Origin of the sequence: Helicobacter mustelae (assembly GCF_900476215.1) — a bacterium.
Classification (GTDB): domain Bacteria; phylum Campylobacterota; class Campylobacteria; order Campylobacterales; family Helicobacteraceae; genus Helicobacter_H; species Helicobacter_H mustelae.
In genome coordinates this window covers 1,454,200-1,477,392 of sequence record NZ_LS483446.1, presented here as the reverse complement: position 1 = coordinate 1,477,392, position 23,193 = coordinate 1,454,200, and the positions used below count along the sequence as shown (strand labels likewise).

Below are 23,193 nucleotides of genomic sequence, written 5' to 3'. Positions count from 1 at the left end.
GAAAAAACTTAGGGGTGCTTATGGAACAAATCACACAAACCAAGAGAATTGGCTCTATCTTTGCAGCAAGCAGCGGGAATCTTGTTGAATGGTTTGATTTTTATATCTTTGCTTTTGGGGCCACTTATTTTGCCCACGCCTTCTCTGTTTCTAATAGCGAACTCATCCAGCAAATCCATGCCTTTGGGGTCTTTGCCATAGGTTTTTTCATGCGTCCTTTGGGTTCGTATCTCTTTGGATCTTTAGCAGACAAAGTGGGGCGCAAAAAATCCATGATTTTCTCTGTGATTTTGATGGCACTGGGATCTTTTCTCATCGCAGTGCTTCCTGGCAAAGAGATCGTGGGGGATTTTGCCATCCTTTTTTTGCTTTTGGCGCGGTTATTGCAAGGGCTAAGTGTTGGTGGGGAGTATGGAGTTGTTGCCACCTATCTTTCTGAGCTTGCCAAAGAGGGCAGGCGGGGATTTTATTCTTCCTTTCAATATGTCACTTTAATTGGCGGGCAGCTGCTAGCTGTGGCTAGTATCTCCATCATGCTTTTGTTTTTTAGCGCGCAAGAAATGTATGATTATGCCTGGAGATTTTTGTTTGTGCTGGGAGGAGTGCTGGCGCTGGCATCCCTGTTTTTGCGCAATCTCATGGAAGAGAGCTCCAGCCCCCCAGAAAATCATAAACAAAGCGGCACGCTAGAGGCCCTGTGGAAATATAAGGGGAGATTTTTCCTAGTCATTGGCATCACAGCAGGGGGGTCACTGAGTTTTTATGCCATCACTATTTATATCAAGACCTATTTGATTGGAGTGGGCATGAGCAAGGAGCTGGCCAACAATCTCTTGTTGCCAGCCCTGTTTTGCTTGATGGTGATGCAACCTCTTTTTGGCATGTTAGGGGATCGTATTGGCCATAAGCGCCAGCTTGCCATCTTTGGCTTGCTTGCATTATGTTTGGTCTACCCTATTTTTTCATTGCTAGCAGTGGTGCAGAATGCTTTTTATACATTTTTGCTAGTGCTTGGGCTTTTTGTGATCTTGAGTTTTTACACTTCTATTGCTGGGATTTTCAAGGCCAAGTTATTTCCTGAGCATGTGCGAGCGTTGGGCACTGGGCTTGGCTATGCGATTGCCAATGCCATATTTGGAGGGTCGGCATCCTATGTGGCATTGCAATTTAAGAGCGCAGGATATGAAAAGGGATTTTTTGTCTATATGGCAGTGGTGCTCATGCTTATGCTCATTGCTATCTTTTTTCTGCCCAAAAAATCTGAATTGGAGTAATGTGGGAAAATTCGTGATTTTTAGCAGGAGAGTTTGAAGGGAGTTTTAGAGAGGTGTGATGAGATGGGGGGTGAACAGGCTAAAGAGGATGGGGCTTGTGAGAGATGAACCCCATCAAAAGAGGCTATTTGGCTTCATTTTTGGGTCCCCCCAAAATCTCCAAAAGCTCATTGATGCCACTTTGTGCAGTTTTTTGCAATGTCGCAATGTCAGTGCCTGGCTCTTCTTTGTGGATGGTGCCCATGCCCTTGAATTGGAGGTTTTTGTCATAGATCTTGTAGACAAATTCAATATCTGATTTTTCATCAACAAAGCCTAAAAACAGCAGCTGAATGGAGAGATATTGATTGGGCTTTTCTACGCTGAGATTCTCAAAGCTTAGGCATTTTTGAGATCCATTTTTGACTAGAATGGTTTTGAACATTTCTTTGGGATTGTCCATCCATAGCGTGTTTGCAATCGTGGAAACCTCACCATTGGATTTCTTGTGGAGGATGCTTGTTTGATCTAGATAAGAGGTGCTAGTAACCCCACCAAACCAAATAAGATCAAAGGTCTTGCACTGATGCTCTTGCAGGATATTGGTATCAAGATCATAGTAGGTTTTTTTGGGAATTTCAGACCTGATTTTGATATCCAAGCATCCTGTGAGGGTCATGGCAAGGATGGTGCTAAAAAATATTGTTGATTTTTTCATTTTTTCTGCTCTCCAAAAAGGGTATTATAAGGATCTCTTTCAAATTTCTCTAGTACACCGCTGCCACGTTTGAAAAATCTATCCATATAATTGAGTGACATATTCAGGCGCAGGATCATGGGGTCGAGAATCCCTTTGATGTTGTAATCCCCGCTTTGGATTTGTTTGTTGAGATTGTTGACGAGTGTATCGAAGTTATTTGTTAGCCTATCGATGTCTTTTTGAGTTTGGTTGAGATTTGCGCTTAAGATTTTTATGTTGGTTAGGATGTGTGAGACACTCTCTATGTTTTTTTCATTGAGCACGTTTTTTGCGTCCTTTAAGATGTCTATGATGTCGGTGCTTGCTTGATTAGCTTTGGTGCTGAGTCTGTGAAATAGACTGGGTTCGAAATTGAGCAGCGCACCATTCTCACCTGTAATAAAAATCTTACTATTGCTCTGTTTGAGAGTTAGGAAGGTGATGCCTGCAAGGCCCTGGGAATCTGCCATTAGCGTGGAGCCTTCTTTGATGGGGATGTGCTTTTTGATTTGCACCATAATTTTTACGACATCGGGATTTTGTTTGTCAAATCCGACGTAAGTGACGCTGCCAATATTGATACCCTTGAATCGCACGGGAGTATTGACTCCAATACCCGTGATTTCTTTTGTCGTGTAGACGACATAATTGGTGTATTCATCTTTTTGGAGATTGAAATTCCCCATAATCATGATGAAAATAACTAGCGCGCTCAAAATCGAAAAGAAAATCACGCCAATTATCGTAAAATTTACATTTCTTTCCAAAATCTTTCTCCTCTTGTGCTATTGAATAAATTCTCTTTATCTAAGCTGTTTTCTTGGGCGTATTGCCTAAATTCCTTGAGAGTTCCTTGAAACTCAATTTTACCTTCTTTGAGTAAAAGAAATCTATCTGTCATGTAGTTTACTGTGTCTAGGTCATGAGTGACAATCACCACGGTGAAGGGATTTGCAGCTTTTAGCTCTGAGATTAGCTCATCAAATCTCCCCACGCTCAAGGGATCTAGACCGCTTGTAGGCTCATCCAAGAACAAAATCTCAGGATTGAGTACCATGGCCCTTGCAAGACCCACGCGCTTTTTCATGCCTCCGCTGAGTTCACAGGGGTAGAGATGAAAGGCATTGGGTTTGAGTCCCACGCGATCCAGCCACATTTTTGCGATTTCTCTAATGGTGCTTGGAGGGTAGTTGCTATATTCCTCTAATACCACGCTTACATTTTCAATCACACTCAGTGAGCTAAAGAGTGCGCCAAATTGGAAGAGCACCCCACAGTGCTGCATGATTTTTGCATGCTCTGGCGCACTCATTTTGCAGATATCTCTGCCAAAGATTTTTATCTCGCCGCTTTTTGGGCGATTGAGCAGGATCATGGCTGAGAGTAGCGTACTCTTCCCGCTTCCACTGCCTCCCAAAATTGCAAAGCTTTCATCTTTGTAAATCTCAAAATTAATCCTATCATGGATAATCCTATCTCCATAGGAGGTGGTGAGATTGCAAACCTCAATAACTGGCTTTTTCATACATCCAGCCTTGTGAAGATGATGCTAAAGATGGCATTGACAAAAATCACCCAAAAAAGTGTGTTAACTACGCTGGTGGTGGTAGCCCTACCAATGAGCTCAGTCTCTCCCTGGGCTTGTAGCCCCCGAAAGCATCCCACTAGTGCGATGATAGCACCAAAAAATGGAGCTTTTACCAGACCCACAAAGAAGTGGCTCCATCCCACTGTTTCAGTAAATCGCTGCAAGTATTGCATGAAGTTAACATCTAGCTGGAATTTGACAGCGAGCATTCCTCCAAAAATGCTGGCTGCATCGGCCAAAAATACCATCAGCGGCATGACGATGACAAGTGCTAGAAATCGGGGAATGGCCAAAAAATCGATGAGATTGAAGTTCATCACGCGCATGGCATTGGTCTCTTCTGTGATATTCATTACTCCAATTTGTGCGGTGTAGGAGGAGGCGCTGCGCCCTATGATAATCAATGTCAGGATGAAGGGGCCAATTTCGCGTAGGGATAATTTTGCTGTGATCTCCACGCTCAAAAGCGGGGCGCCTAGAGATTGAAGCTCAATAGCGCTTTGCAGAGCGATGGCCCCGCTTACGATGAAGGTGGTCAGAGTTGCGATAGGCAATGCTTTGAATCCAGATTCATTGATGTGGTGACAAAAGGATTTGAAGCGAAATCTACTGGGGTATCTGAGATTGAGATAGAGATGGTAGAGCACGCATCCAAGAAATTCTATAAAATCCCTAGCATCGCTATAGAATGCATAGACTTTTTTGCCAAAAAACCAGAAAAAATTGTTGTGCTTTTTGTCGATGCTGCTGCGGCCCTGATCGTGAAATTTTTGAAATGCCTGGATGTGGGAGAGGATTCCAGGGCTTGCATTCTGCCAGGAGATCACAGAGGCATTGAGAAACAAAAAGCTAATCGCGTTGAAATCGACTTTATTAGCGCGGGAAAAATCTAGGACGACCTGCTTCTCTTTTGGCATGGAATCTGCGAAGTCTGATAAAAGTGATTGCGGAGTGTTAAAATCCCAAACTCCGATGATAAAGACGACCAGATTTGCGCCATTACTGTCCTTTGCATCCTGGGTCTCAAAGCTTGCCTGCATTGTTATAACCTTAGTTTTTGGATAGAATTATAACAAAAGTTAATAATTCTTGACGGATCTTTAAGATGAAAAAGTTTTTTTGCGTTTTTTTTGCAATTTTGCTCTATGTTTCTGCAGAAGAAGCGACTGATACAGATGAAATCAAGAAAATCTATGAAGAGCAAAATCTCATCCGAAAAAAAGGCGGGCAATACATCTCCTTTGGGCTTGGCACCTCGGTCCTGCGCCTCAAACAAGAAATTCATGGCAAAAAAAACACCTATGTCCCTGTGCTTTTTGTTTTTAAGGCAGGGAGTCAGACATTTTTTACCAAGGGAGTGGGAATTCGCGGGTACTTTGAATTTGACACCTATAGCGAAAATCTAAATTATGGCTTCAAGAGGCCGCCGACAACCTCCTTTTTTGGGTTTTTTTCCGTCGGCATTGATTTGCTTACAGAATTTCCCATTACCCCAAATCAAAAAAACTTCCTAGGCGCATTCTTTGGCATTGGACTTGGTGCTAGCATTTTTACCGACAATATTCATTATAAATTTTTCAAAAATTCCTTTGTTTCTGCAGGGTTCATCGCAGAAGTCGGGGTGGATTTGACTATCAACATCAAGCATCGCATTAGCATAGGGGTCAAGACCACCCCCGTGCAAAAAAGCTGGTCTCGCTCTGTGGCTGAGGAAACAGATTTCTTGCTTTTTATGAATTATCAATACAAATTTGACACCAATATTTTTGCCCGCAAATCCAAAAAATAGAGAATTTTAGCCACTGGCGCAAGCATAAAGCAGCAGTTTAGGCCATTTGCATGGATTCAAAGATTTTAGCCATTGGTGCAAGTTTTGAAAATGAATATTTGAATGTTTTTATATCTTTGAGCTCTTTTGCATCATAAAAGAGGCAAGAAGATCCCCAAGCGATGAATTTAAAATCTTTTGTGATTTTGATGGCGTATCTTTGGAGTTAATAGGATCTGCATCATCAACCCAAAAGCTGTGTTTGATTCTCAAGAATTAAGCAATCTTTAGTGCGCGCATAGCATTGGCAAGTGCCAGTAGTGCCACTCCCACATCGCCAAATACCGCCTCCCAGATGCTGGCCATCCCAAGCAATCCTAGAATGATGAATGCAGCCTTTATTCCGAGCGCAAAAAAGATATTTTGATAGATGATGTTTTTGGTTTTTTGTGCGATTTTGATGCTTTTTAGCAGTGTGCTTAGGGAGCTATTGAGCAAAATCACATCCGCACTCTGTGTGCTGATATCACTTCCGCTACCCATGGCCATGCCCACATCTGCAAGTGCGATGGTGGGCGCATCATTGATGCCATCGCCCACAAATGCGACTTTTTTGGAAGCCTTGGCCTTGAGTTCTGAGAAAATTCGTGCTTTGTCTTGGGGTAAAAGCGAGTGATAATAGGGGCATTGGAGCTGCTCTGCAATGACCCTGCAGGGAGCTTCTCCATCTCCGCTTAGCATCACAGAATCAATCCCTAGTTTTTTGAGGGCCAAAATAGCATCTTTGCTATCGCTTTTTAATACATCAGCGATAAGGAGGTAGCCCAGATAATTTTGATTCTTGGCAATATGCACCACACTGCCCTGGATTTCTTTGGATTCATAGGGGATGTGAAAATGCTGCAAAAGCTTCTCGTTTCCTGCGAGGATCTCCTCATTTTGTGTCACTGCCCGCACCCCCATTCCTGCAAATTCCTCATAAGTATCAATGGAGAAATTTTTGGCAGAGCCAAGGGCTTTGATGCTTTGGGCGATGGGGTGATTGGAGAGGGATTGTGCACATAGGGCAGATTCTAGTAGCTCTTCTTTGGTGTGATTGGGGGCTGGGATGATGTCTGTGACACTGAATTTGCCTTGAGTGAGGGTGCCTGTCTTGTCAAAGGCAATGAGGCCAAGCTGGCTGAGTGCTTCTAGATAATTGGCTCCTTTGATGAGGATGCCATGCTTGCTTGCTGCAGCCAATCCTCCAAAATATCCGATGGGCACAGAGATGATGAGTGCACAAGGACAGCTCACCATCATCACCACGAGTGCGCGATAAATCCACTCCTCAAAACTCCCAAAATTTAGCAGTGGGGGGAGAATCGCGATGAGCAAGGCGATCACAAAAACAACAGGGGTGTAATAGCGCGCAAAAGTTGTGATGAAGCTCTCGGTTTTAGATTTTTGCGTGGTGGCAGATGCGATGAGCTCGGTGATTTTTGCAATCTGGCTTTTTTCAAAGGGGCGCAAAACCTCTAGCTGTATGCTCTCTTTTAGCGCGATGCTGCCACTTAGAATCTCTTCTCCTTCCTTTGCATTGATAGGCAGAGATTCCCCACTGATTGCTGCGCAATTAAAGCTCGCGTGATTTTGCAGCAATCTAGCATCACAGGGCAGCATCTCCCCTGCATAGAGCAGGATCCTATCTCCCACCTGCAGGGTTTTTGGGTCTACATCAAGGACCTGGGAATCTGTAGAGATCTTGTGTGCAAAGGAAGGGGTGAGATTTGCGCTCTGATTGATGGCGGCTTTGGATTTTTGCACGCTGATTTCTTGGAGATATTCCCCTGTGGAAAAAAATAGCATCACACTCACTGCCTCTTCCCAAGCGCCGATACAAAATGCCGCGATGCTAGCCCCCAGCATCAAGATATTTTCATCAAAAAATTCTCTATTTTTTAGGCTTTTTAAAGCCCCTCTAAAGACATTGCGCCCGCTGATAAGATAAATCACTACGCCAAGAGACACAAAAGGATAGACAGGGAGCTGGGGATAGAGATAATCAAGCGTCACAATGAGCAAAAAACTCGCAATGAGTGTAATGAGCAGAAAAAATTGCTGGGTAAAAAAGCTAAAGGTTTGCGCCCTTGAGTCTTTGGTGCTAGGTGCATCCATGGATTCAAGCGTGGCATTGGGCTCAAGTGCGGCTATGACATCCCTTACAGCATCCCAATCATCGCAATCGATATACAGGGTTCCTGTGGCAAAGGAAATTTTTACTTCGCGCACGCTAGAGAGGTTTTTTATTTTTTTCTCTAGTTTGTCTGCACAGGAGGCGCAATCAAGATTCTTGATGAGAAATTTTTGCATTTTTTGTACTTTGATTTTGGATTTTGGGACTAGGATTTTTGGCGGTATCTTAGCATAAGCATGGTTTTTTTTCGTTTTCTTTTTGCGCTTTTTTGGATGGCACTTCTGCTAAAATACGCCCAAAATTTTCTTCTAGGAATCCCCATGTTTACCTTGCATGCGCCCTATGCTCCTGCGGGCGATCAGACCCAGGCCATTCATAAGCTTAGCACCTTTATCAAAAATGGCAACCAATACCAGACTCTCATTGGCGTAACGGGGAGTGGCAAGACTTTCAGCATGGCAAATATTATTGCTAGGCTGAATATGCCAACCCTTATCATGAGCCATAACAAAACGCTTTGTGCGCAGCTTTATAGTGAGTTCAAGGGATTTTTTCCAAAGAATCATGTGGAGTATTTTATCTCTCACTTTGATTATTACCAGCCAGAGGCCTATATTCCGCGCCGGGATTTGTTTATCGAAAAAGATTCTAGCATCAATGAGGACTTAGAGCGATTGCGTCTTTCTGCCACGACCTCCCTATTAGCCTATGATGATGTGATTGTGGTGGCAAGTGTGTCGGCAAATTATGGGCTAGGAAATCCTGAGGAATATCTCACCATGATTGAAAAAGTGCAAGTAGGACAGCATACCAGCCGCGATCATCTGCTCAAAAAGCTTGTGGACATGGGCTATAGTCGCAATGATAATTTTTTTGAGCGAGGGAATTTTGCTGTGAGTGGAGAGTGTGTGGATATCTTCCCCGCATACAATGAAGTGGAATTTGTGAGGGTAGAATTTTTTGGTGATGAGATCGAGCGCATCGGGATCTATGATAGCATCGAGCGCAGGGAGGTAAAGAGACTGGATTCCTATGTGATTTATGCGGCAAATCAATTCATCGTTAGCTATGAGCGTCAAAAAATTGCGCTAAGAAATATCGAGAAAGAATTACAAGAGCGTCTGGCATTTTTTGAGTCTCAAGATAAGATGATTGAGTACTCTAGGCTTAAAACTCGCACAGAATTTGATTTGGAGATGATGGAATCTAGCGGAATCTGCAGGGGGATTGAAAATTATGCCAGGCATCTCACGGGGAAAAAAGAAGGAGAGACGCCCTATTCTTTGTTAGATTATTTTGAGCAAAAGGGCAGGCCTTATTTGGTTATTGTGGATGAGTCTCATGTCTCTTTGCCCCAATTTGGCGGAATGTACTCTGGGGATCGCAGCCGCAAGGAAGTACTGGTAGAATATGGCTTCCGACTGCCCAGTGCACTAGATAACCGCCCCTTGAAATTTGAAGAATTCATCCACAAGGCGCCGCATTTTTTGTTTGTTTCTGCCACACCCGCACAAAAGGAATTAGAGCTCAGTGGGCAAAATGTGGCTGAACAAATCATTCGCCCAACAGGGCTATTAGATCCTTTGTATGAGGTACGCGATAGTGATAATCAAGTGCTAGATCTCTATGATGAGATTAAGGGCGTGGTGGCCAAAAAGCAGCGTGTGCTCATCACCACTTTGACCAAAAAAATGGCGGAGGAATTGAGCAAATATTATGCGGAATTGGGACTTAAAATCCAGTATATGCACAGCGAAATTGATGCTATTGAGCGCAATCATCTCATCCGCTCCCTGCGACTAGGGGAATTTGATATTTTGGTGGGCATTAATTTATTGCGTGAGGGGTTGGATTTGCCAGAAGTAAGCCTCATTGCCATCATGGATGCAGACAAAGAGGGCTTTTTGCGCAGTGAGACAAGTCTAGTCCAAACCATGGGGCGGGCAGCTAGGAATGTGGAGGGGAGGGTGATTTTTTATGCCAAAAAAATCACTCAAAGCATGCAGAGGGCTATGGAAATCACGGATTATCGTCGCAAGAAACAAATGGAATACAATGCCCTGCATCAAATCTCTCCCAAATCCGTGCAGCGTAATTTGGAAGAAGAATTGAAGCTAGAGAGCAGTGCTGTGCTCTACAAAGACAAAAAGGCCAAAATTCCAAAATCTGAGAGGGAAAACATCATCAAAGAACTGAATAAAAAAATGCTTGCTTCTGCAAAGCTTCTAGATTTTGAAGAGGCAGCAAGGCTGCGTGATGAAATCGCTAGAATCAAAAGTCTCTAAATCTTTTTGAGAACTTCATTTTTTGGGGTTGAGGGATTTTGGAGGTTTTTGAGGAAATGAGTTGAATCTTTTTGATGTTTTGGTCTCTAGGTGTTTTGAGAAGGATTTTTTGAAGAATCAGAGGGATTGAGATTTTCATAATCTTAAAGTAGTTTGATATGCAGCGACAAAAAACGCAGTGCCTTTTCAACGGATGCAAAATCCCCCCCCAGTAAAAAAACACGCCCCAAAAAATTGCAGTGCGAAACAAATTAACAACACTAAAAATCTGCATGGCAAAAATGATACTTTTTTATTCTGAAAATAAGAATCTTTGAAGCATTTTTAGAGTACAATGCAGGGATTTTTTTGTAGGATGAGAAGGGAATGCATGAGAAAATATGCCTGATTCTCCTGGCTGCTGGGGATTCGACGAGGTTTAGTGCTGTGTTACCTTTTGAAAAGAGGGTAAAAAAACAGTGGCTGCGAATAGGGATTCTGCCTCTTTGGAAATATGTGCTAGAAAAGCTAAAAAGTTTGGTGGCTTTTGAGGAAATTTTGGTGGTGATGGATGAGGAGGGCAGTGGATATGCAAGGAATTTCGTGGATGCGGAGCGCATCGTAGTTGGTGGGGAGACTCGAGCGCAGAGTTTGCGTAATGCGCTGGAATTTGTGCAAAGCCCCTATGTTTTTGTCACAGATGTGGCCAGATGCGAAGTGGATGAGACAGTATGCCAGAGATTGCTAGAGGCTAGGGGGGAGTATGATTGTGTCGTGCCCTATGTGGAATGCGTGGATACCGCGTGGCATGGAGAGGAGATTTTAGATCGCTCTGCTATCAAGCTCATTCAAACCCCTCAGATCTCTGAGAGTGCAAAGCTAAAAAATGCCCTGTGCCAAGGGGATTTTAGCGATGAGAGCAGCGCTATGCATGCGTGCGGATATCGTGTGGGGTTTGTGAGGGGGAGTGCAAGGATGCGTAAACTCACCTATTTGCAAGATTTAGAAATGCTAAAAAATCCTCCAAGCTCACGGATTTTTGTAGGACAGGGGTGGGATATCCACGCATTTGAAGAAGACAGACCCATGGTGCTTGGAGGTGTGAAAATCCCTAGCAATCTTGGTTTGAGGGCACATAGCGATGGGGATGTGGTTTTGCACGCGCTCATAGATGGGCTTTTGGGTGCGGCTTGCGCTGGGGATATCGGGGAGTGGTTCCCAGATAATGATGCTACCTACCACAATATAGATTCCAGGGTATTGCTAGAGAAAATCCGCGCATTTATTGTGGGGGTGGGGTTTGAGATTGTGCATCTTGATGTCAGCATCTTTGCCCAAATCCCCAAAATCGTGCCGCATAAAGCAGATTTGCAAGAAAGCATCGCCTCTTTGCTCCACCTATCCAAACATTGTGTAAATATCAAGGCGACTACCACGGAGGGCATGGGTTTTGTCGGACGAAAGGAAGGGATTTGCGTGAATGTTAGCGCAACGTTGAAATTTTTAGATTGGAGGGAATTATGAAAGTTTTGATCATTGAGAATGAAACTTACCTAGCCCAAAGCATAGCCTCAAGACTAGGAGGATTGAGTTATATGTGCACCATTGCTCCATCGCTGGAGAATTTCACCACTGTGGATGCGGATGTGATTTTGCTCTCTTATAGCGCATGCGGGGATGATTGTGAGATGTTTATCAAAAATCATGCCCAAAGAGCTGTGATCATCATGCTTGTGGCCTACATCAGCGATGATAGCATCATCAAACCCATTAATGCAGGGGCCAAAGACTACATTTTAAAGCCCTTTATGATTGATGAATTGATCCGCAAGATCAATCACTACATCAATCATCGGGCCTTGCTTACAAAGATTGCATTTTATGATTCTTATTTCAATTTTGTCGAAGGGGAGCTAAACACCCCCTCCCTTCCGCATTATCGCCCGCCCTTCATTATCAAGAGCAATTCTCAGCGCAGTGCAGACATCTATGCCATGAAATATGCCAGGGAGCATAAGAGCACCTTTCAAATCCTAAGCTTTGCGGATGAGGGATGGCGTCAGATGCTAAAACTTCCCACAGATCGCAAGAAATGCTATTACCTCACCAATTTTGAATATCTCAAGAAGCATGAGGCCAAAGAGTTTCTCAAAAATATGTCAAAATACAATGTCATTGTTTCTGTGATTAGTGATGATGAGATTTCTTTCTCGCAAATTGTGGATATTACTCATATCTCCAATCAGCAGGATCTCGGCGGCGAGATTCTCTCCATCAAAGAATATGAAAAAGTGATGATTACAAAGTTTGAGGGCAGGTATTCTGATATCGAGCTTGCCAAAAAATTGGGAATTAGTCGCAAGAGCCTGTGGGAAAAAAGGAAGAAATATGAAATCACTCGCAAAAAATAGGCAGCTTTACATCGACAGAGAAGCTGTGAGTGCATTGGGGCTTCTGCAAGAAGGATTGCTTTATCCTGTGAAAAGCCTGATGAACAAAAAAGAAACAGAAGAGGTCAAAAAAAACTGGGCTTTATAAAAATGTCTCCTATCCCTGTCCATTTTTGCTAAGTCCTAGTGGTAGACGCAACCAAGAGGTGCTAAGCACTGCCAAAAAGGGCGAGAAAATCGAGCTTGTCTGTGAGGGTGAGCCTGTGGGAAGCATAGAGACAGATGAGGTATTTGGGATCAACAAAGAAGAGCGCCTCTCTCAAATTGGTGTGATCTTGGAGGAAAGGGATTATATTGTCACGCGTATCGGGGAATATGCCATCAGCGGAAAAGTGAAGATAAAGAGCGATCTTGAGATCTACAAACAAAAAATTCTAGAAAAAAAACAAAAACTCCAGGCAAAGCGCATCACTGGAGTGGTTTTCCATGCCAATCCCATCCACCGCGTGCATGAAAAGATCCTGCGTGAGGAATTCAATGATTCGGATCTGATTGTGATTTTTTTGCTCCACTATCATAAAGAGGATTTTTTCAATTTTGAAATCCGCAAAAAAAGCCTGGATTTAGTGTTAAATAATTTTCTTTCTAAAGAGAGGATTTGCGTGATACCTCTTGATGCGACCTATCTTTTTTCTGGTAGCAATAAAATCATCCTCTATTCCCTCATTGCCAAAAATTATGGTTGCACCAAGATCCTGCTAGGGCAAAAGACTCAAGGGCTTTCTGTATATTATGATCACAGCATACGTCACACCATCTTTGATAGCCTAAGGGGGATTGATATTGAGGTGAAGATCTTGGATGAATATGCATACTGTACCAAATGCCGCTGTCTGCTAAACACCAGGACCTGCCCGCATGGACATCATCATCACATTTCTTATTCCACGCAGTCCATTCTGCATTTTTTCAAAATGGGCATCATCCCGCCAACGGTTTTGGTGCGCCGCGAGGTGAGTGCATTGATTTTAGAATATCTCTTCCCCCAGAGACTCGAGCTTATGAAGCAGATTTATTACCAGACCCTGCCCACTTTTGGAGTCTTTTCAGAGAATATCCAAGAGGATTTTTATCTACGACTCATTGATTTGTATCGCATTAGAAATTAAATGAATTTTTATAGAGAATGCTTTTTGACATTGTTTTTTAGTGGGAAATCTCCCATCGCCCCGGGGACCATGGGCAGTGTTGTGGCCATGATTTTGGGCATCCCACTTCTGTGGTATTCTAGCGAGATGATTTTCTTGTTAGCCATTCTTATTGGGATTATTGCTAGCAAGCAGATTGATATCTATGAGGCTCAAAAAGGCATGCATGATCCCAAGGAAATCGTTATTGATGAGCTTGTAGGAATGTGGATAGCCATGGGCATTGCTGGGGGAGGCATGGGAGGAATTTCTTTTATGTTGCTTGGCTTTTGCTTTTTGTTTTTTCGCATCCTTGATATCAAAAAACCTTCTTTTATTGGCAGGGTTGATAGGGAGGTAAAAGGAGGGCTTGGAGTGGTTTTGGATGATGCTTTAGCGGGGGTTTTTGCTGGCATTATCACGCTTTTGCTTTTGAAGATCTGGGGATTTTTCGCTCCCATATTTTAGGGGTTCATCTAGAGCTTGCCTCACTAGGCCGCTGGGATTTTTAGCATGCCTAGAGTTTCAAAGCCACAAAGCTTGTTCCATTGACCTAATCCTTGAGGATTTTTCGTGCTATTTCTTTAATCTAATCTGCCTGGAGTTTTGTAGCTGAGTGCTTTTTGTATTTCTAGGCCATGTTTTAGGGCTTGAAAGCCGTGTGGGGAAAATTATCAAGCTTATTGAGAGGGGGTTGAAACTCCTTGTGGTTTTTTGTGTTTTGTATTTCCCCAAGGCCCAAGAAAGGGGCGAGGGGGGAATTTGAGAATCAGTAGATTAGAGAGATGAAAACATGGATGCTTTGATAGGGGATGCCAAAAATATCGCGCTGTGTCTTGGCGCTGATGAGCTCTTTGTCTAGGCCCTCTGCGATTGCTCTGCCACTTGGTTTGGTGGTGCTGGAGCGATCTGTGAGCGATCCTGCGATGTAGCGTACCCCAATGTTTATGATATTGCTGATTTTATAGCCAATCCCACCGCCATAAATGACCCCATCGTATTGGGTTTGGATGGTGGGATGCACGCCCGCTCCCTTGGAGGGATAGGTGTCATTCATGAATAGCCAAGTATATCCCGCAAGCCCTGCGACATAAAAGCCCTGGTATTCAAAGCCAAGTACCAAGGGGATTTGAATGCCTACGCCTGAGAGTCCTTGGGTTTCCTTGCTTTCTAGCCTAGGATGGCCACTGATGATATTAGATCTAGAGCCAGGCATGGTTTTGAAATAAAGGGGCATATTGATTTCAGAGCCAATGAAAAAATTCACTCCCCCTAGCATGGACTCAATGCTACGCAAGTAAAAGTTATAGCCCAAATCTATAGAGGTATACTGCGCCCTCCCCAAAAAGGTATAGGAGGCGCCAATGGCCCCTTCGTTGAAAAAATACCAGCGGCGAACCTTCCCGGTGGAAGGAGTTCCGCTTACAACAGATCCGGGCGTGAAATTTTTTGAGATCTTTTTTTGGACTCTATTGCCTTTTGTAGCACCAAAGCTTAGGGTGCTTAGCAAAAGGATGCTGCAAATCCCTATGAACCATTTTTTCATCGGTTTTCTCCTTAATGAATCACAAAATTGTAATAAAATCCTATCACAAAAAAATTGGCAAAAGCTACAAAACAATCGGCAAAAAATTCAAGGTTTTAGTTCAAGGGAGAAGAATGCAAGAGAGATTTCTTACACTGATGGCTAGTGCTGGTAGCGGCAAGACCTTTGCCCTTACTCTGCGCTATTTGAGTTTGTTGTTTGCGGGTGCAAATGCAGGGGAGATTTTGGCATTGACCTTCACCAAAAAAGCAGCAGGAGAGATGCGTGAGCGCATTTCTGATGCATTGGAGGAGCTAGCTAGTGTTGGGGAAAGCAAGTATTTGCAAAATTTAATCACAGATTATGGGTTTAGTAAAGAAGAGATTTTAGGGAATGCAAAGAGGGTGTTTGGTCATTTTCTTGCGAGCAACATCAAAATCACCACATTGGATTCTTTTTTTAATTCTGTTGTGCGTAAATTCTGCTGGAATGTGGGGCTTAGCAAGAATTTTACCATCAAGGCTCAGGAGGAATCTAGCATTTGCATCATGTTTCTAAACAGCCTCACTCAAGAGGAATACCGCGATTTATTGGATTTTTGTAAGCACATGAGGATGGAGCTTGCTGGATTTCTTTTTTTGCTTAGGCAGATTATTTCAAAAAATCTAAGCCTAGAGATAGAGCAAAAAACTCGCCCCATCACAGAGATACAAGAAGAGATTTCTTTGATTGTGAAGGATATTAAGCAGAGGGTTTTCACCCACAAGGACGCAAGTTCTGCTGCAAAAAAAGCGCTTGAAAAAACCAAAATCGAGGAGATTTTATCAAGTGCTTGGCTTGTGAAAAATGATGAATATCACTATTTCAAAAAATTAAATCTCAATATCAAGCCAGATTGTGACAAGATTTTTTTGCTAGGAAGGGAGTATTTTGATGCTAAAGAGAAGAAGGTGTTTGCGCAATTAGAGCGCTTTAAACAAAAATACCAAAGCGCCTGCCACCAATGCAATGTAAAAGATGGAAGCCTTAGTTTTGAAGACATCATGCTCTTTGTGCATAAAATTCTTGTAGAAAATTTTGCAAGGGATTTTTTTTATTTTCGTCTAGATGACAAAATCAGTCATATTTTGCTTGATGAATTTCAGGACACCAATGAAATGCAATACAAAATCCTGCTCCCCTTGATTGAGGAGATCGCCTCAGGAGAAGGGCGACTGGGTGAGAGGAGTTTGTTTTTTGTGGGGGATAAGAAGCAGAGCATTTATGGATTTCGAGGGAGTGATAGCAGCATTTTTGACAAGCTCCCCTATCCTACCAATTCCCTGCCTTTTAATTATCGCAGCCAAAGAGAGGTGGTGGAATTCAACAATGAAGTCTTTGGCAAGATTTTCCCTGACTGTGCTCAAATCCCAAGCAAAAAAGAAAAGCTAGGCTATATCAGAGTCACTCCCCTCCCTGCAGAGCTAGATGATATCAGTGGGGCCATCAAAGAAAAAGTTGCCCAACACATTGAGCAGCTCTTGCAAGCTGGCGCACATCCCAATGACATCGCAATCCTCTCTTATACAAACAATGACATTGATGAGCTCAAATCCTTTTTGAGCGAGCGCTTTGCTGGGATGAGCTTTGTCACAGAGAGTAACCTCTCTCTCACAAATCGCATCGAACCCAGGATTCTTAAAGAAGCTCTTCTCTATCGTGAGGCCGCAGGGGGGAGTGGTGCTAGGCTGCATTACAAAAACATCATCAAGCTTTTGGGATTGGAATTTGATGCAGAGATCTCCATCCCCTCTTTGCATCAAGATCTCTCTAGCTTCATTTTTGCCTGTATGCAGGAGTTTAGTCTCTGTGATTTGCATGCTCAGAAATTCTTAGAGCTTTCTTTTGATTATGAGAATGTTTCTGAGTTTCTGAATGAAATTGAGAGGATTGATATCCAGTCTGTCAAAGAAGAAGTAGATGGGATCTTGCTGCTCACCATCCATAAAAGCAAGGGATTGGAGTTCAAGCATATCATCGTGTGCGATCGTTTCAAAAAAAATAGGGCAGATACGAGTAAATTTGTCATTTTTGATGATGAGATTTTTTGTCGTCAAAAAAACCGCGAGCTTTTTGATGCACGGTATCAAAGGGCTCTTGATGGCTTTGAAAACAAAAAAAAGCAAGAGGAATTTAATGTGCAATATGTGGCATTCACCCGCGCCAAAAATTCCCTCTTTGTCATCCCTCATGCTGATGGCTCTCTGGCATCACTTGGATTAGAAGAGCAGGAGAGGGGAGGGATTTTGATTGATGAGGATGATAGACCCCAAAGAACCGCGCTAGCAAAAAAACCCGTAATGCAGCGAGATTTTGGGCGTCAGAGTGCTTTTATCACCAAAGAAGATGCACCCCTGCCTGTGAGGAAAAATCTCCTCTTTGGCCAGGCACTACATGCAAGCATAGAAAATTATTTGGGATTTGGCATAAACTTAGAGCATCTGTCCATGAAGCTTTGCAATTGCTATGGATTTTATTTGGATTCTCGCGCTTTAGCAAAGATCCTCTCTTTCCTGCATGTGCTTTGTGAAAATGCGCAATTTAGGGCGCTATTAGAGAATTCCTCCTGCTATAGTGAAGTGGCATTCATCAAAGATCATAATCTCTTTCGCATCGACATGTTGGCGGTGGGTGAGAAGATCCGCGTGCTAGATTTCAAAAGCGGCATGCATCAAGAGGAGCATATCCAACAGGTGCAGCATTATATGGATTTTGCTAGGGGTTATTTTGATAGGCCCATAGAGGGGTATCTGGTCTATTTGCATAATCCCATTGTGATAGAAAAAATCTAGTCTGCTAGGCTTGTGTGGTGGCCGTGTTTTTATTTTTTGGTGCTCTGGTGTTTGTGCTTTTTTTGACGCACTCATGCCTACATTTAGCATAGACTTTTAGAAAATTTTAGGAGATGAAAATGGCAAAGGTGGCTGAAATTTATGCATTATTACAAGAGATTTCTCCTTTTGAGCTGCAGGAGAGCTGGGATAATAGTGGGTTACAGCTAGGCAGTCTTGAAGATGAATTTGATTCCATCGTGCTGGCCCTTGAGATTGATGAGGCTGTGATTGAGGGCTTAGGAGAAAGAAGCCTCATCATCGTGCATCATCCCCTGATCTTCAAAGCTCTCAAAAGACTGGATTTTTGTGATTATCCCTCCATTCTTATCCAAAGGCTCATAGAAAAGAAATCTTGTGTCATTGCCATGCATACAAATTTTGACATCACGCATCTCAATCTCTATGTTGCGCGCGAGATGCTAGGCTTTAGAAATGCCCAAATGCAAGGAAGCATTGCATTTGCTAGCATAGAGCCCACTTCATTAGAGGCGCTTGCAGCATCTGTGCAAAGAGCCCTAGACCTCCCTGTGCTCAAAGTCTGCAGAGCAGGGGAGCAGATTTCTTGCATCGGGATTGTGTGCGGGAGCGGCTTTGGTTTGTTTCCTCAAGTAAGGGGGTATAAAAATTTTTGTTTTCTTACAGGAGATATCAAATATCATGATGGGATGCAAGCAAGGGCAATGGGGGTGAGTTTGATTGATATTATGCATTATGAATCTGAATGTGGCTTTGTGCAAATCCTACAAAGAATTTTGCAAAAAAAGGGATATCAGGCTATAATTAGCACCACGAAAAACCCATTTGAATTTTTATAGGGATCATAGAATTTTTGTAAGGATCACAGAATGAACAAACATTTGCAGCAACTTATTCAAGCGGCCAATTTGGACAAAGCAATTGACCTCCTTGAGCCAAAAATCCTCCAAGAGCGCTCAAAAATCGAGGCTCTACTGCACGAAAAATCCAAGAAAGAGTCTCAGATTACTCTTCTCAAAGAAGAGCAAGATGAGCTGGATTTGCGGATCAAAAATGCACAAAATACCATTGAGGAAAGTTCCATTCGCATCGAGAATGCCGCCAAAAAACGCAGCGAAGTAAAATCTGAGCGCGAGATAAATTCCCTGGCTATCGAGGAAGATTTGGCAAAAGAGCAGCTTTCCAAAGCCAATCAAGACATCCAGCGCATCGAGCAGGAAAAAGAAAGAAAAAAAGAAAAAGTCCTAGAAATCGAAAAAGAAATTCTCCAGATACAAGATGGGGTTGCAGCACAAGAGGCCGCAAGTGCAAAGGAGATTGAAACCATTAAGGCTGAGCAAGAAAGACTCTATATCCAAAAGCAAGAGCTCTATGCTTCCCTGGATAATAAGCTTGCAGTTTTCTATGAAAAGATTCGAAAATGGGCCAAAAATACCAGTGTCGTCCCGATCAAAAAGAAGGCCTGTGGGGGCTGCTTCATCCGTATCAATGATCGTGTTTTTGCAGAAGTTAAGCAAAGCAATGACATTGTCAATTGTCCCCATTGTGGCAGGATTTTGTACATCCAGGATTAAGATTTGTTTTGAAACGCTTGATTTATTTTTTTGTTCTTTCCTTGGCATATGTGCTGCTACTTCCTCTTTTGCTACTGCTAACAGTAAAGCAAAAATACCGCAAATCCCTTCCAGCGAGATTTTTTGGCTGTCAAAAACCCCCGAGTAATGGGGTAGAAATTTGGCTGCATGCCTGTTCTTTTGGCGAAGTTAGATCGCTTGAGCCCATCATCAAATCCCTGCTTTCCAAAGAAAAAAAACTCTTGCTTACCACGACCACACAAACCGGTCATGATCTTGGGCAAAAAACCTTTGGAATGGAGCCTAATTTTGAGGTGCGCTACCTGCCATTTGAGCTTTTTGTATGGCGTTGGAAGCCAGCATTAAAACAACTAAAAAGCTTTGTAGTTACAGAATCTGAGCTTTGGTATATGCCTTTTTTTCTTGCAAAAACCCTGGGAGCAAAGACCCTGCTTATCAATGCGCGCATTTCCGATCGCTCCTATGACAAATATCTCAAGCTAAGGGCCTATTACAAAGAAGTGTTTGAGCGGATTGATAGGGTTTTTGCCCAGAGCAAAAATGATGTATTGCGCCTAGAGAGTCTAGGGGCCAAGAATATCAAAATTTGTGGAAATTTGAAGATTTATAGCAAGATTGAGATCACCAAGCTCTATCACAAGCCCAAAAAATTTGTAGTGGTGGCAGCTAGCAGTCATCCAGAGGAGGAGGAACTTGTATTAAGTGTGTTTGCAAGATTCCTCCATGCCTATCCACAATCTTTGCTCATTTTAGCTCCTAGGCATCCAGAGCGCTTTGATGAGGTTTATAAGATGCTTGAGGGCTTTAGGGTATCTAGACTCTCAGATGGAGGCATCAATGAGGAGATGGATGTGGTGCTTGTAGATATCCTGGGGGAATTGAATAATATTTATCGCATCGCAGATTTAGTGATCTTGTGTGGGAGTTTTGTGGAGGTTGGTGGACACAATCCTTTGGAGCCCGCATTTTTTGGCACCCGTCTTATTAGCGGGCCTTATATCTTTAACCAATATGTACTTTTTGATTATATTGAGGGCTATGAGATCGCCCAAAATGCAAGTGAATTGCAAGATAAGATGCTCAATTTTGAGAAATTGCCCCATGCTAGGATCAAGGCAGAGCAATGCGGCTTGGATGCACTCATTGAGGAGATCTTGTGAGACAAAAAGCCTATAAAATCTTAAGTCTGCAGAAAAAAATCTCACACAACAAAGCAAAGGAGCTCATTGACAAGGGACTTGTGAGTGTGGCGGGCAAAAAGGTAGGCATCGCGCGTGCAGAATATCCCAGTCACACCCTCTTTGATGTAGCCCCTCCTCCAAAGCCAGAAATTTTATTTCAAGATGAAAATCTCCTAGCCCTTATAAAGCCAGCATTTCTTGAGAGCTACGATCTCGCAGAGATGTTTGATGGATGGGTTTTGCTCCATCGCCTTGATAAGGAGACAAGTGGTGTAATTTTGTTGGTGCGAGGGGAGAGTGATTTTCACAAGAGGGCAAAAAAAGCCTTCAAAGACCAAGAGGTCTATAAGGAATACATCGCCCTAGTCTCTGGCTTTCTTAGTGAGCCACAGACCATTACTGCACCCATTCTAACTACAAAAAAGGGCTTTGCCAAAAGTAGAATCCATCAAGATGGCCTAAGTGCTGTCACGTACATCGATCCCTTGAAAATCATTGGCAAAAAAACCCTCATCAAAGCGGTTATACAAACAGGTCGCACGCATCAAATTCGCGTGCATCTCAAGCATATTGGGCACAGCATTATAGGCGATAGGCTTTATGGTGGCATGAGTGCAAGGCGCGTTATGTTGCATGCCAGCAAGATTAAGATCTTTGATTATGAATTTCATGCCCCCCTGCCCAAAGAATTTCAAGATTTTGGTGGGGAATGAGGGCGCATCGACTTGAGGGGAGCAAGGATTGCATCGTTTGCAGAGGGAAGTTCAAGGATTATGAGGCATTTTTGGAATTCAAATCGCACTTTGATGAGATTTTAAAAGCTTGCGATAAGCAAAATCCCCTAGTGCTTGTTTTTGATCACTGCTTTCCGCTGGAGAATTACTTTTTTGGATTTCTACTAAAGCTTAGAGAAAATGACCAATGGAATATCAAGATTGTCACTGATGATTTTCGCTTGATCAAATCCTTTGAAGAGTTGCATTTGAGTGATAAATTTGAAGTTCTATTCAAAGAGGTGCTATGAATTCTTGGAATGAGATTTACTCCCGATTGGATCCAGTGGCATTTGAGGCCTTTGGTTTTGAGGTGCATTGGTATAGCCTTGCATATTTGAGTGCATTGATTTGCGCGCTACTTTTGGCAAAGTTTTGGATTAGAGGGGACAAAAAGCGCTTTCCTATTAGTGCCATGACTCTGGAGGGCTATTTTATCTGGGCAGAGATTGGCGTGATTTTGGGTGCGCGCATTGGATACATCTTCATTTATGATCCTTATTGGGAGTATTATTTGCTGCACCCTTGGCAGATTTTTAATCCCTGGGATGAGGCGGGGAATTTTGTGGGGATCCGTGGGATGAGTTATCATGGGGCTTTGGTGGGATTTTTGCTCTCTAGTATCTTGTTTTCTTATTTTAAAAAAGTGCATTTTTTGATGCTTCTAGATGTTATTGCCATCAGCGTTCCGCTGGCCTATGTTTTTGGCCGTGTGGGGAATTTCCTCAATCAAGAACTTGTTGGGCGGGTCATCACCAATCCCAAATGGGATTTTTTGGGGATCTTGGTAAATGGCCAGCTGCGCTATCCCAGTCAGTTGATCGAGGCATTTTTGGAGGGAGTTGTGGTGTTTTTTGTGGTGTTTTTTGTGAGCAAAAAAAGCACTATGCAGGGCTCTCTCATCGTGGCTTACGGCGTGGCTTATAGCATCGCGCGATTTGTAAGTGAGTATTTCAGGCAGCCTGATGAGCAGCTGGGGACGTATTTTGGCATGTTTTCCATGGGGCAGATTTTAAGCATTGTGATGCTTGCATTTAGCGGGGTGATTTATTTTGTTGCATGCAAGCAAAGAGATTCTTTGCAAAAAGCTAGCAGGAAAAAAGTGACAAATCCCAAAAAATAGCAACTTACAAATTGGATAGAACTTTTTTGAATTTTTCATTTTCTAAAATTTGAAAACTGAAGGAAAAAAATGCTAAATCCCGTGCAAAAATCTTGGATTTTTTTGATTCTGGCAATCGTTATGGAGGTTTTGGGCAGCGGTAGCCTGAGGTTTTTTGAGGATTCTTTATTGTTGCGATATGGATTTATGGCAGGCTTTATTATGCTTTCTTATTTTTTCATGGGATTGGCCATCAAGAGGATTTCTATTGGCCTGGCTTATGCGATGTGGGAGGCATTGGGGATTATTCTCATTTCCCTCATTGGGGCATTTTGCTTTGATGAGGTGCTAAGTCTTTATCAAAAGCTTGGTATTGGGCTTGGAATCTTGGGGATTGTTTTGATTCATCTTGGGGATGAGGGGGAATGATGGGCATATTTTTTGTGCTCATGGCTGCACTGCTTGATATATTGGCCAATCTCTTGCTAAAAAAATCTAATGGCTTTGCCAATAAATTTTATGGGGTGGGCGCAATTTGTGCGGTATTGATTGCATTTGTGGCCATTTCTTTTGCGATGGATTTTATGCCCCTAAGCATCGCCTATGCAAGTTGGGGAGCCATTGGCATTGTTGGCACGATCTTGGGAGGGTATTTTTTCTTTGGTGAAAAAATCAACAAAATTGGGATCTTGGGGGTAATCTGCGTGCTATTTTCTATTGTTTTGCTGCACATCTCTTAAAAATTCTTTCACAAAAATGCAACTGGATTCTTGGGTAAAAAGCATAGAAATCTCTAGGATCCT

23 protein-coding genes are annotated in these 23,193 nt (G+C 42.9%); 17 read left to right on the top strand and 6 right to left on the bottom strand.

What is annotated here, in order from left to right; all coding sequences use genetic code 11:
• Positions 1–20: 20 nt before the first annotated feature.
• Positions 21–1,274 (top strand): MFS transporter, encoded by a 1,254-nt coding sequence (locus DQN48_RS07145; protein WP_013023680.1) that lies wholly within the window; start codon positions 21–23, stop codon positions 1,272–1,274.
• 124 nt (positions 1,275–1,398) lie between these two features.
• Here DQN48_RS07145 and DQN48_RS07140 read toward each other — a convergent pair whose 3' ends face one another.
• The 4 genes from DQN48_RS07140 to DQN48_RS07125 are packed head-to-tail and all read right to left on the bottom strand — an operon-like array spanning position 1,399 to position 4,620.
• On the bottom strand, positions 1,399–1,971 hold the full coding sequence (locus tag DQN48_RS07140; protein ID WP_013023679.1) for an ABC-type transport auxiliary lipoprotein family protein: 573 nt from the start codon (positions 1,969–1,971) through the stop codon (positions 1,399–1,401).
• The gene (locus DQN48_RS07135) at positions 1,968–2,759 is read right to left on the bottom strand and encodes an MlaD family protein (protein WP_013023678.1); all 792 of its coding nucleotides are present in this window, start codon (positions 2,757–2,759) and stop codon (positions 1,968–1,970) included. Before DQN48_RS07135 ends, DQN48_RS07140 begins: the two co-directional genes overlap by 4 nt.
• Positions 2,744–3,517 carry an ABC transporter ATP-binding protein gene (locus tag DQN48_RS07130; protein ID WP_013023677.1) on the bottom strand — a complete coding sequence of 258 codons (774 nt, stop codon included), beginning with the start codon at positions 3,515–3,517 and terminating at the stop codon, positions 2,744–2,746. The genes DQN48_RS07135 and DQN48_RS07130 overlap by 16 nt, the downstream gene beginning before the upstream one ends.
• A complete protein-coding gene (locus DQN48_RS07125; protein WP_170118064.1) occupies positions 3,514–4,620 on the bottom strand; it encodes an MlaE family ABC transporter permease in 1,107 nt (368 codons plus the stop codon). Before DQN48_RS07125 ends, DQN48_RS07130 begins: the two co-directional genes overlap by 4 nt.
• 65 nt (positions 4,621–4,685) lie before the next feature.
• Here DQN48_RS07125 and DQN48_RS07120 point away from each other — a divergent pair, with 65 nt between their 5' ends.
• Complete coding sequence (locus tag DQN48_RS07120; RefSeq protein ID WP_013023676.1) at positions 4,686–5,369, top strand: outer membrane beta-barrel protein; 684 nt, start codon at positions 4,686–4,688, stop codon at positions 5,367–5,369.
• A gap of 255 nt (positions 5,370–5,624) precedes the next feature.
• Here DQN48_RS07120 and DQN48_RS07115 read toward each other — a convergent pair whose 3' ends face one another.
• The gene (locus DQN48_RS07115) at positions 5,625–7,700 is read right to left on the bottom strand and encodes a heavy metal translocating P-type ATPase (RefSeq protein WP_013023675.1); all 2,076 of its coding nucleotides are present in this window, start codon (positions 7,698–7,700) and stop codon (positions 5,625–5,627) included.
• A 144-nt stretch (positions 7,701–7,844) separates the two neighbouring features.
• Here DQN48_RS07115 and uvrB point away from each other — a divergent pair, with 144 nt between their 5' ends.
• From uvrB to DQN48_RS07085, 6 genes are all read left to right on the top strand, one after another.
• Complete coding sequence (gene uvrB, locus DQN48_RS07110) at positions 7,845–9,809, top strand: excinuclease ABC subunit UvrB (RefSeq protein WP_013023674.1); 1,965 nt, start codon at positions 7,845–7,847, stop codon at positions 9,807–9,809.
• Positions 9,810–10,175: 366 nt separating this feature from the next.
• Positions 10,176–11,312: a bifunctional 2-C-methyl-D-erythritol 4-phosphate cytidylyltransferase/2-C-methyl-D-erythritol 2,4-cyclodiphosphate synthase gene (locus DQN48_RS07100; protein ID WP_013023673.1), complete on the top strand. Its 1,137-nt coding sequence runs from the start codon at positions 10,176–10,178 to the stop codon at positions 11,310–11,312.
• Entirely contained in the window at positions 11,309–12,199 is an 891-nt protein-coding gene (locus DQN48_RS07095) for a DNA-binding transcriptional response regulator (RefSeq protein WP_013023672.1), read from the top strand. The genes DQN48_RS07100 and DQN48_RS07095 overlap by 4 nt, the downstream gene beginning before the upstream one ends.
• Positions 12,177–12,326 (top strand): hypothetical protein, encoded by a 150-nt coding sequence (locus DQN48_RS07735; RefSeq protein ID WP_158303477.1) that lies wholly within the window; start codon positions 12,177–12,179, stop codon positions 12,324–12,326. Before DQN48_RS07095 ends, DQN48_RS07735 begins: the two co-directional genes overlap by 23 nt.
• A 25-nt stretch (positions 12,327–12,351) precedes the next feature.
• On the top strand, positions 12,352–13,347 hold the full coding sequence (locus tag DQN48_RS07090; protein WP_013023671.1) for a sulfate adenylyltransferase: 996 nt from the start codon (positions 12,352–12,354) through the stop codon (positions 13,345–13,347).
• Complete coding sequence (locus DQN48_RS07085; RefSeq protein WP_013023670.1) at positions 13,348–13,833, top strand: phosphatidylglycerophosphatase A family protein; 486 nt, start codon at positions 13,348–13,350, stop codon at positions 13,831–13,833.
• Positions 13,834–14,134: 301 nt separating this feature from the next.
• Here DQN48_RS07085 and DQN48_RS07080 read toward each other — a convergent pair whose 3' ends face one another.
• On the bottom strand, positions 14,135–14,911 hold the full coding sequence (locus DQN48_RS07080) for a hypothetical protein (RefSeq protein ID WP_013023669.1): 777 nt from the start codon (positions 14,909–14,911) through the stop codon (positions 14,135–14,137).
• 113 nt (positions 14,912–15,024) lie between these two features.
• Between DQN48_RS07080 and DQN48_RS07075 the strand changes: the two genes are divergently transcribed.
• From DQN48_RS07075 to DQN48_RS07035, 9 genes are all read left to right on the top strand, one after another.
• Positions 15,025–17,721 (top strand): RecB-like helicase, encoded by a 2,697-nt coding sequence (locus tag DQN48_RS07075; RefSeq protein WP_013023668.1) that lies wholly within the window; start codon positions 15,025–15,027, stop codon positions 17,719–17,721.
• A gap of 119 nt (positions 17,722–17,840) precedes the next feature.
• On the top strand, positions 17,841–18,578 hold the full coding sequence (locus DQN48_RS07070; RefSeq protein WP_013023667.1) for a Nif3-like dinuclear metal center hexameric protein: 738 nt from the start codon (positions 17,841–17,843) through the stop codon (positions 18,576–18,578).
• A gap of 30 nt (positions 18,579–18,608) precedes the next feature.
• The gene (locus DQN48_RS07065) at positions 18,609–19,313 is read left to right on the top strand and encodes a zinc ribbon domain-containing protein (protein WP_013023666.1); all 705 of its coding nucleotides are present in this window, start codon (positions 18,609–18,611) and stop codon (positions 19,311–19,313) included.
• 8 nt (positions 19,314–19,321) lie between these two features.
• Positions 19,322–20,494, top strand: a complete 1,173-nt coding sequence (gene waaA, locus DQN48_RS07060; RefSeq protein ID WP_013023665.1) for a lipid IV(A) 3-deoxy-D-manno-octulosonic acid transferase — start codon at positions 19,322–19,324, stop codon at positions 20,492–20,494.
• Positions 20,491–21,228 (top strand): RluA family pseudouridine synthase, encoded by a 738-nt coding sequence (locus DQN48_RS07055; RefSeq protein WP_013023664.1) that lies wholly within the window; start codon positions 20,491–20,493, stop codon positions 21,226–21,228. Before waaA ends, DQN48_RS07055 begins: the two co-directional genes overlap by 4 nt.
• Positions 21,225–21,539 (top strand): hypothetical protein, encoded by a 315-nt coding sequence (locus DQN48_RS07050; RefSeq protein WP_013023663.1) that lies wholly within the window; start codon positions 21,225–21,227, stop codon positions 21,537–21,539. Before DQN48_RS07055 ends, DQN48_RS07050 begins: the two co-directional genes overlap by 4 nt.
• Positions 21,536–22,411 (top strand): prolipoprotein diacylglyceryl transferase, encoded by an 876-nt coding sequence (gene lgt / locus DQN48_RS07045; RefSeq protein ID WP_013023662.1) that lies wholly within the window; start codon positions 21,536–21,538, stop codon positions 22,409–22,411. The genes DQN48_RS07050 and lgt overlap by 4 nt, the downstream gene beginning before the upstream one ends.
• Positions 22,412–22,480: 69 nt before the next feature.
• Positions 22,481–22,819, top strand: coding sequence for a DMT family transporter (locus tag DQN48_RS07040; RefSeq protein ID WP_013023661.1), 339 nt, complete (start codon positions 22,481–22,483; stop codon positions 22,817–22,819).
• Entirely contained in the window at positions 22,819–23,130 is a 312-nt protein-coding gene (locus DQN48_RS07035) for an SMR family transporter (protein WP_013023660.1), read from the top strand. The genes DQN48_RS07040 and DQN48_RS07035 overlap by 1 nt, the downstream gene beginning before the upstream one ends.
• The last annotated feature ends 63 nt before the right edge of the window (positions 23,131–23,193 follow it).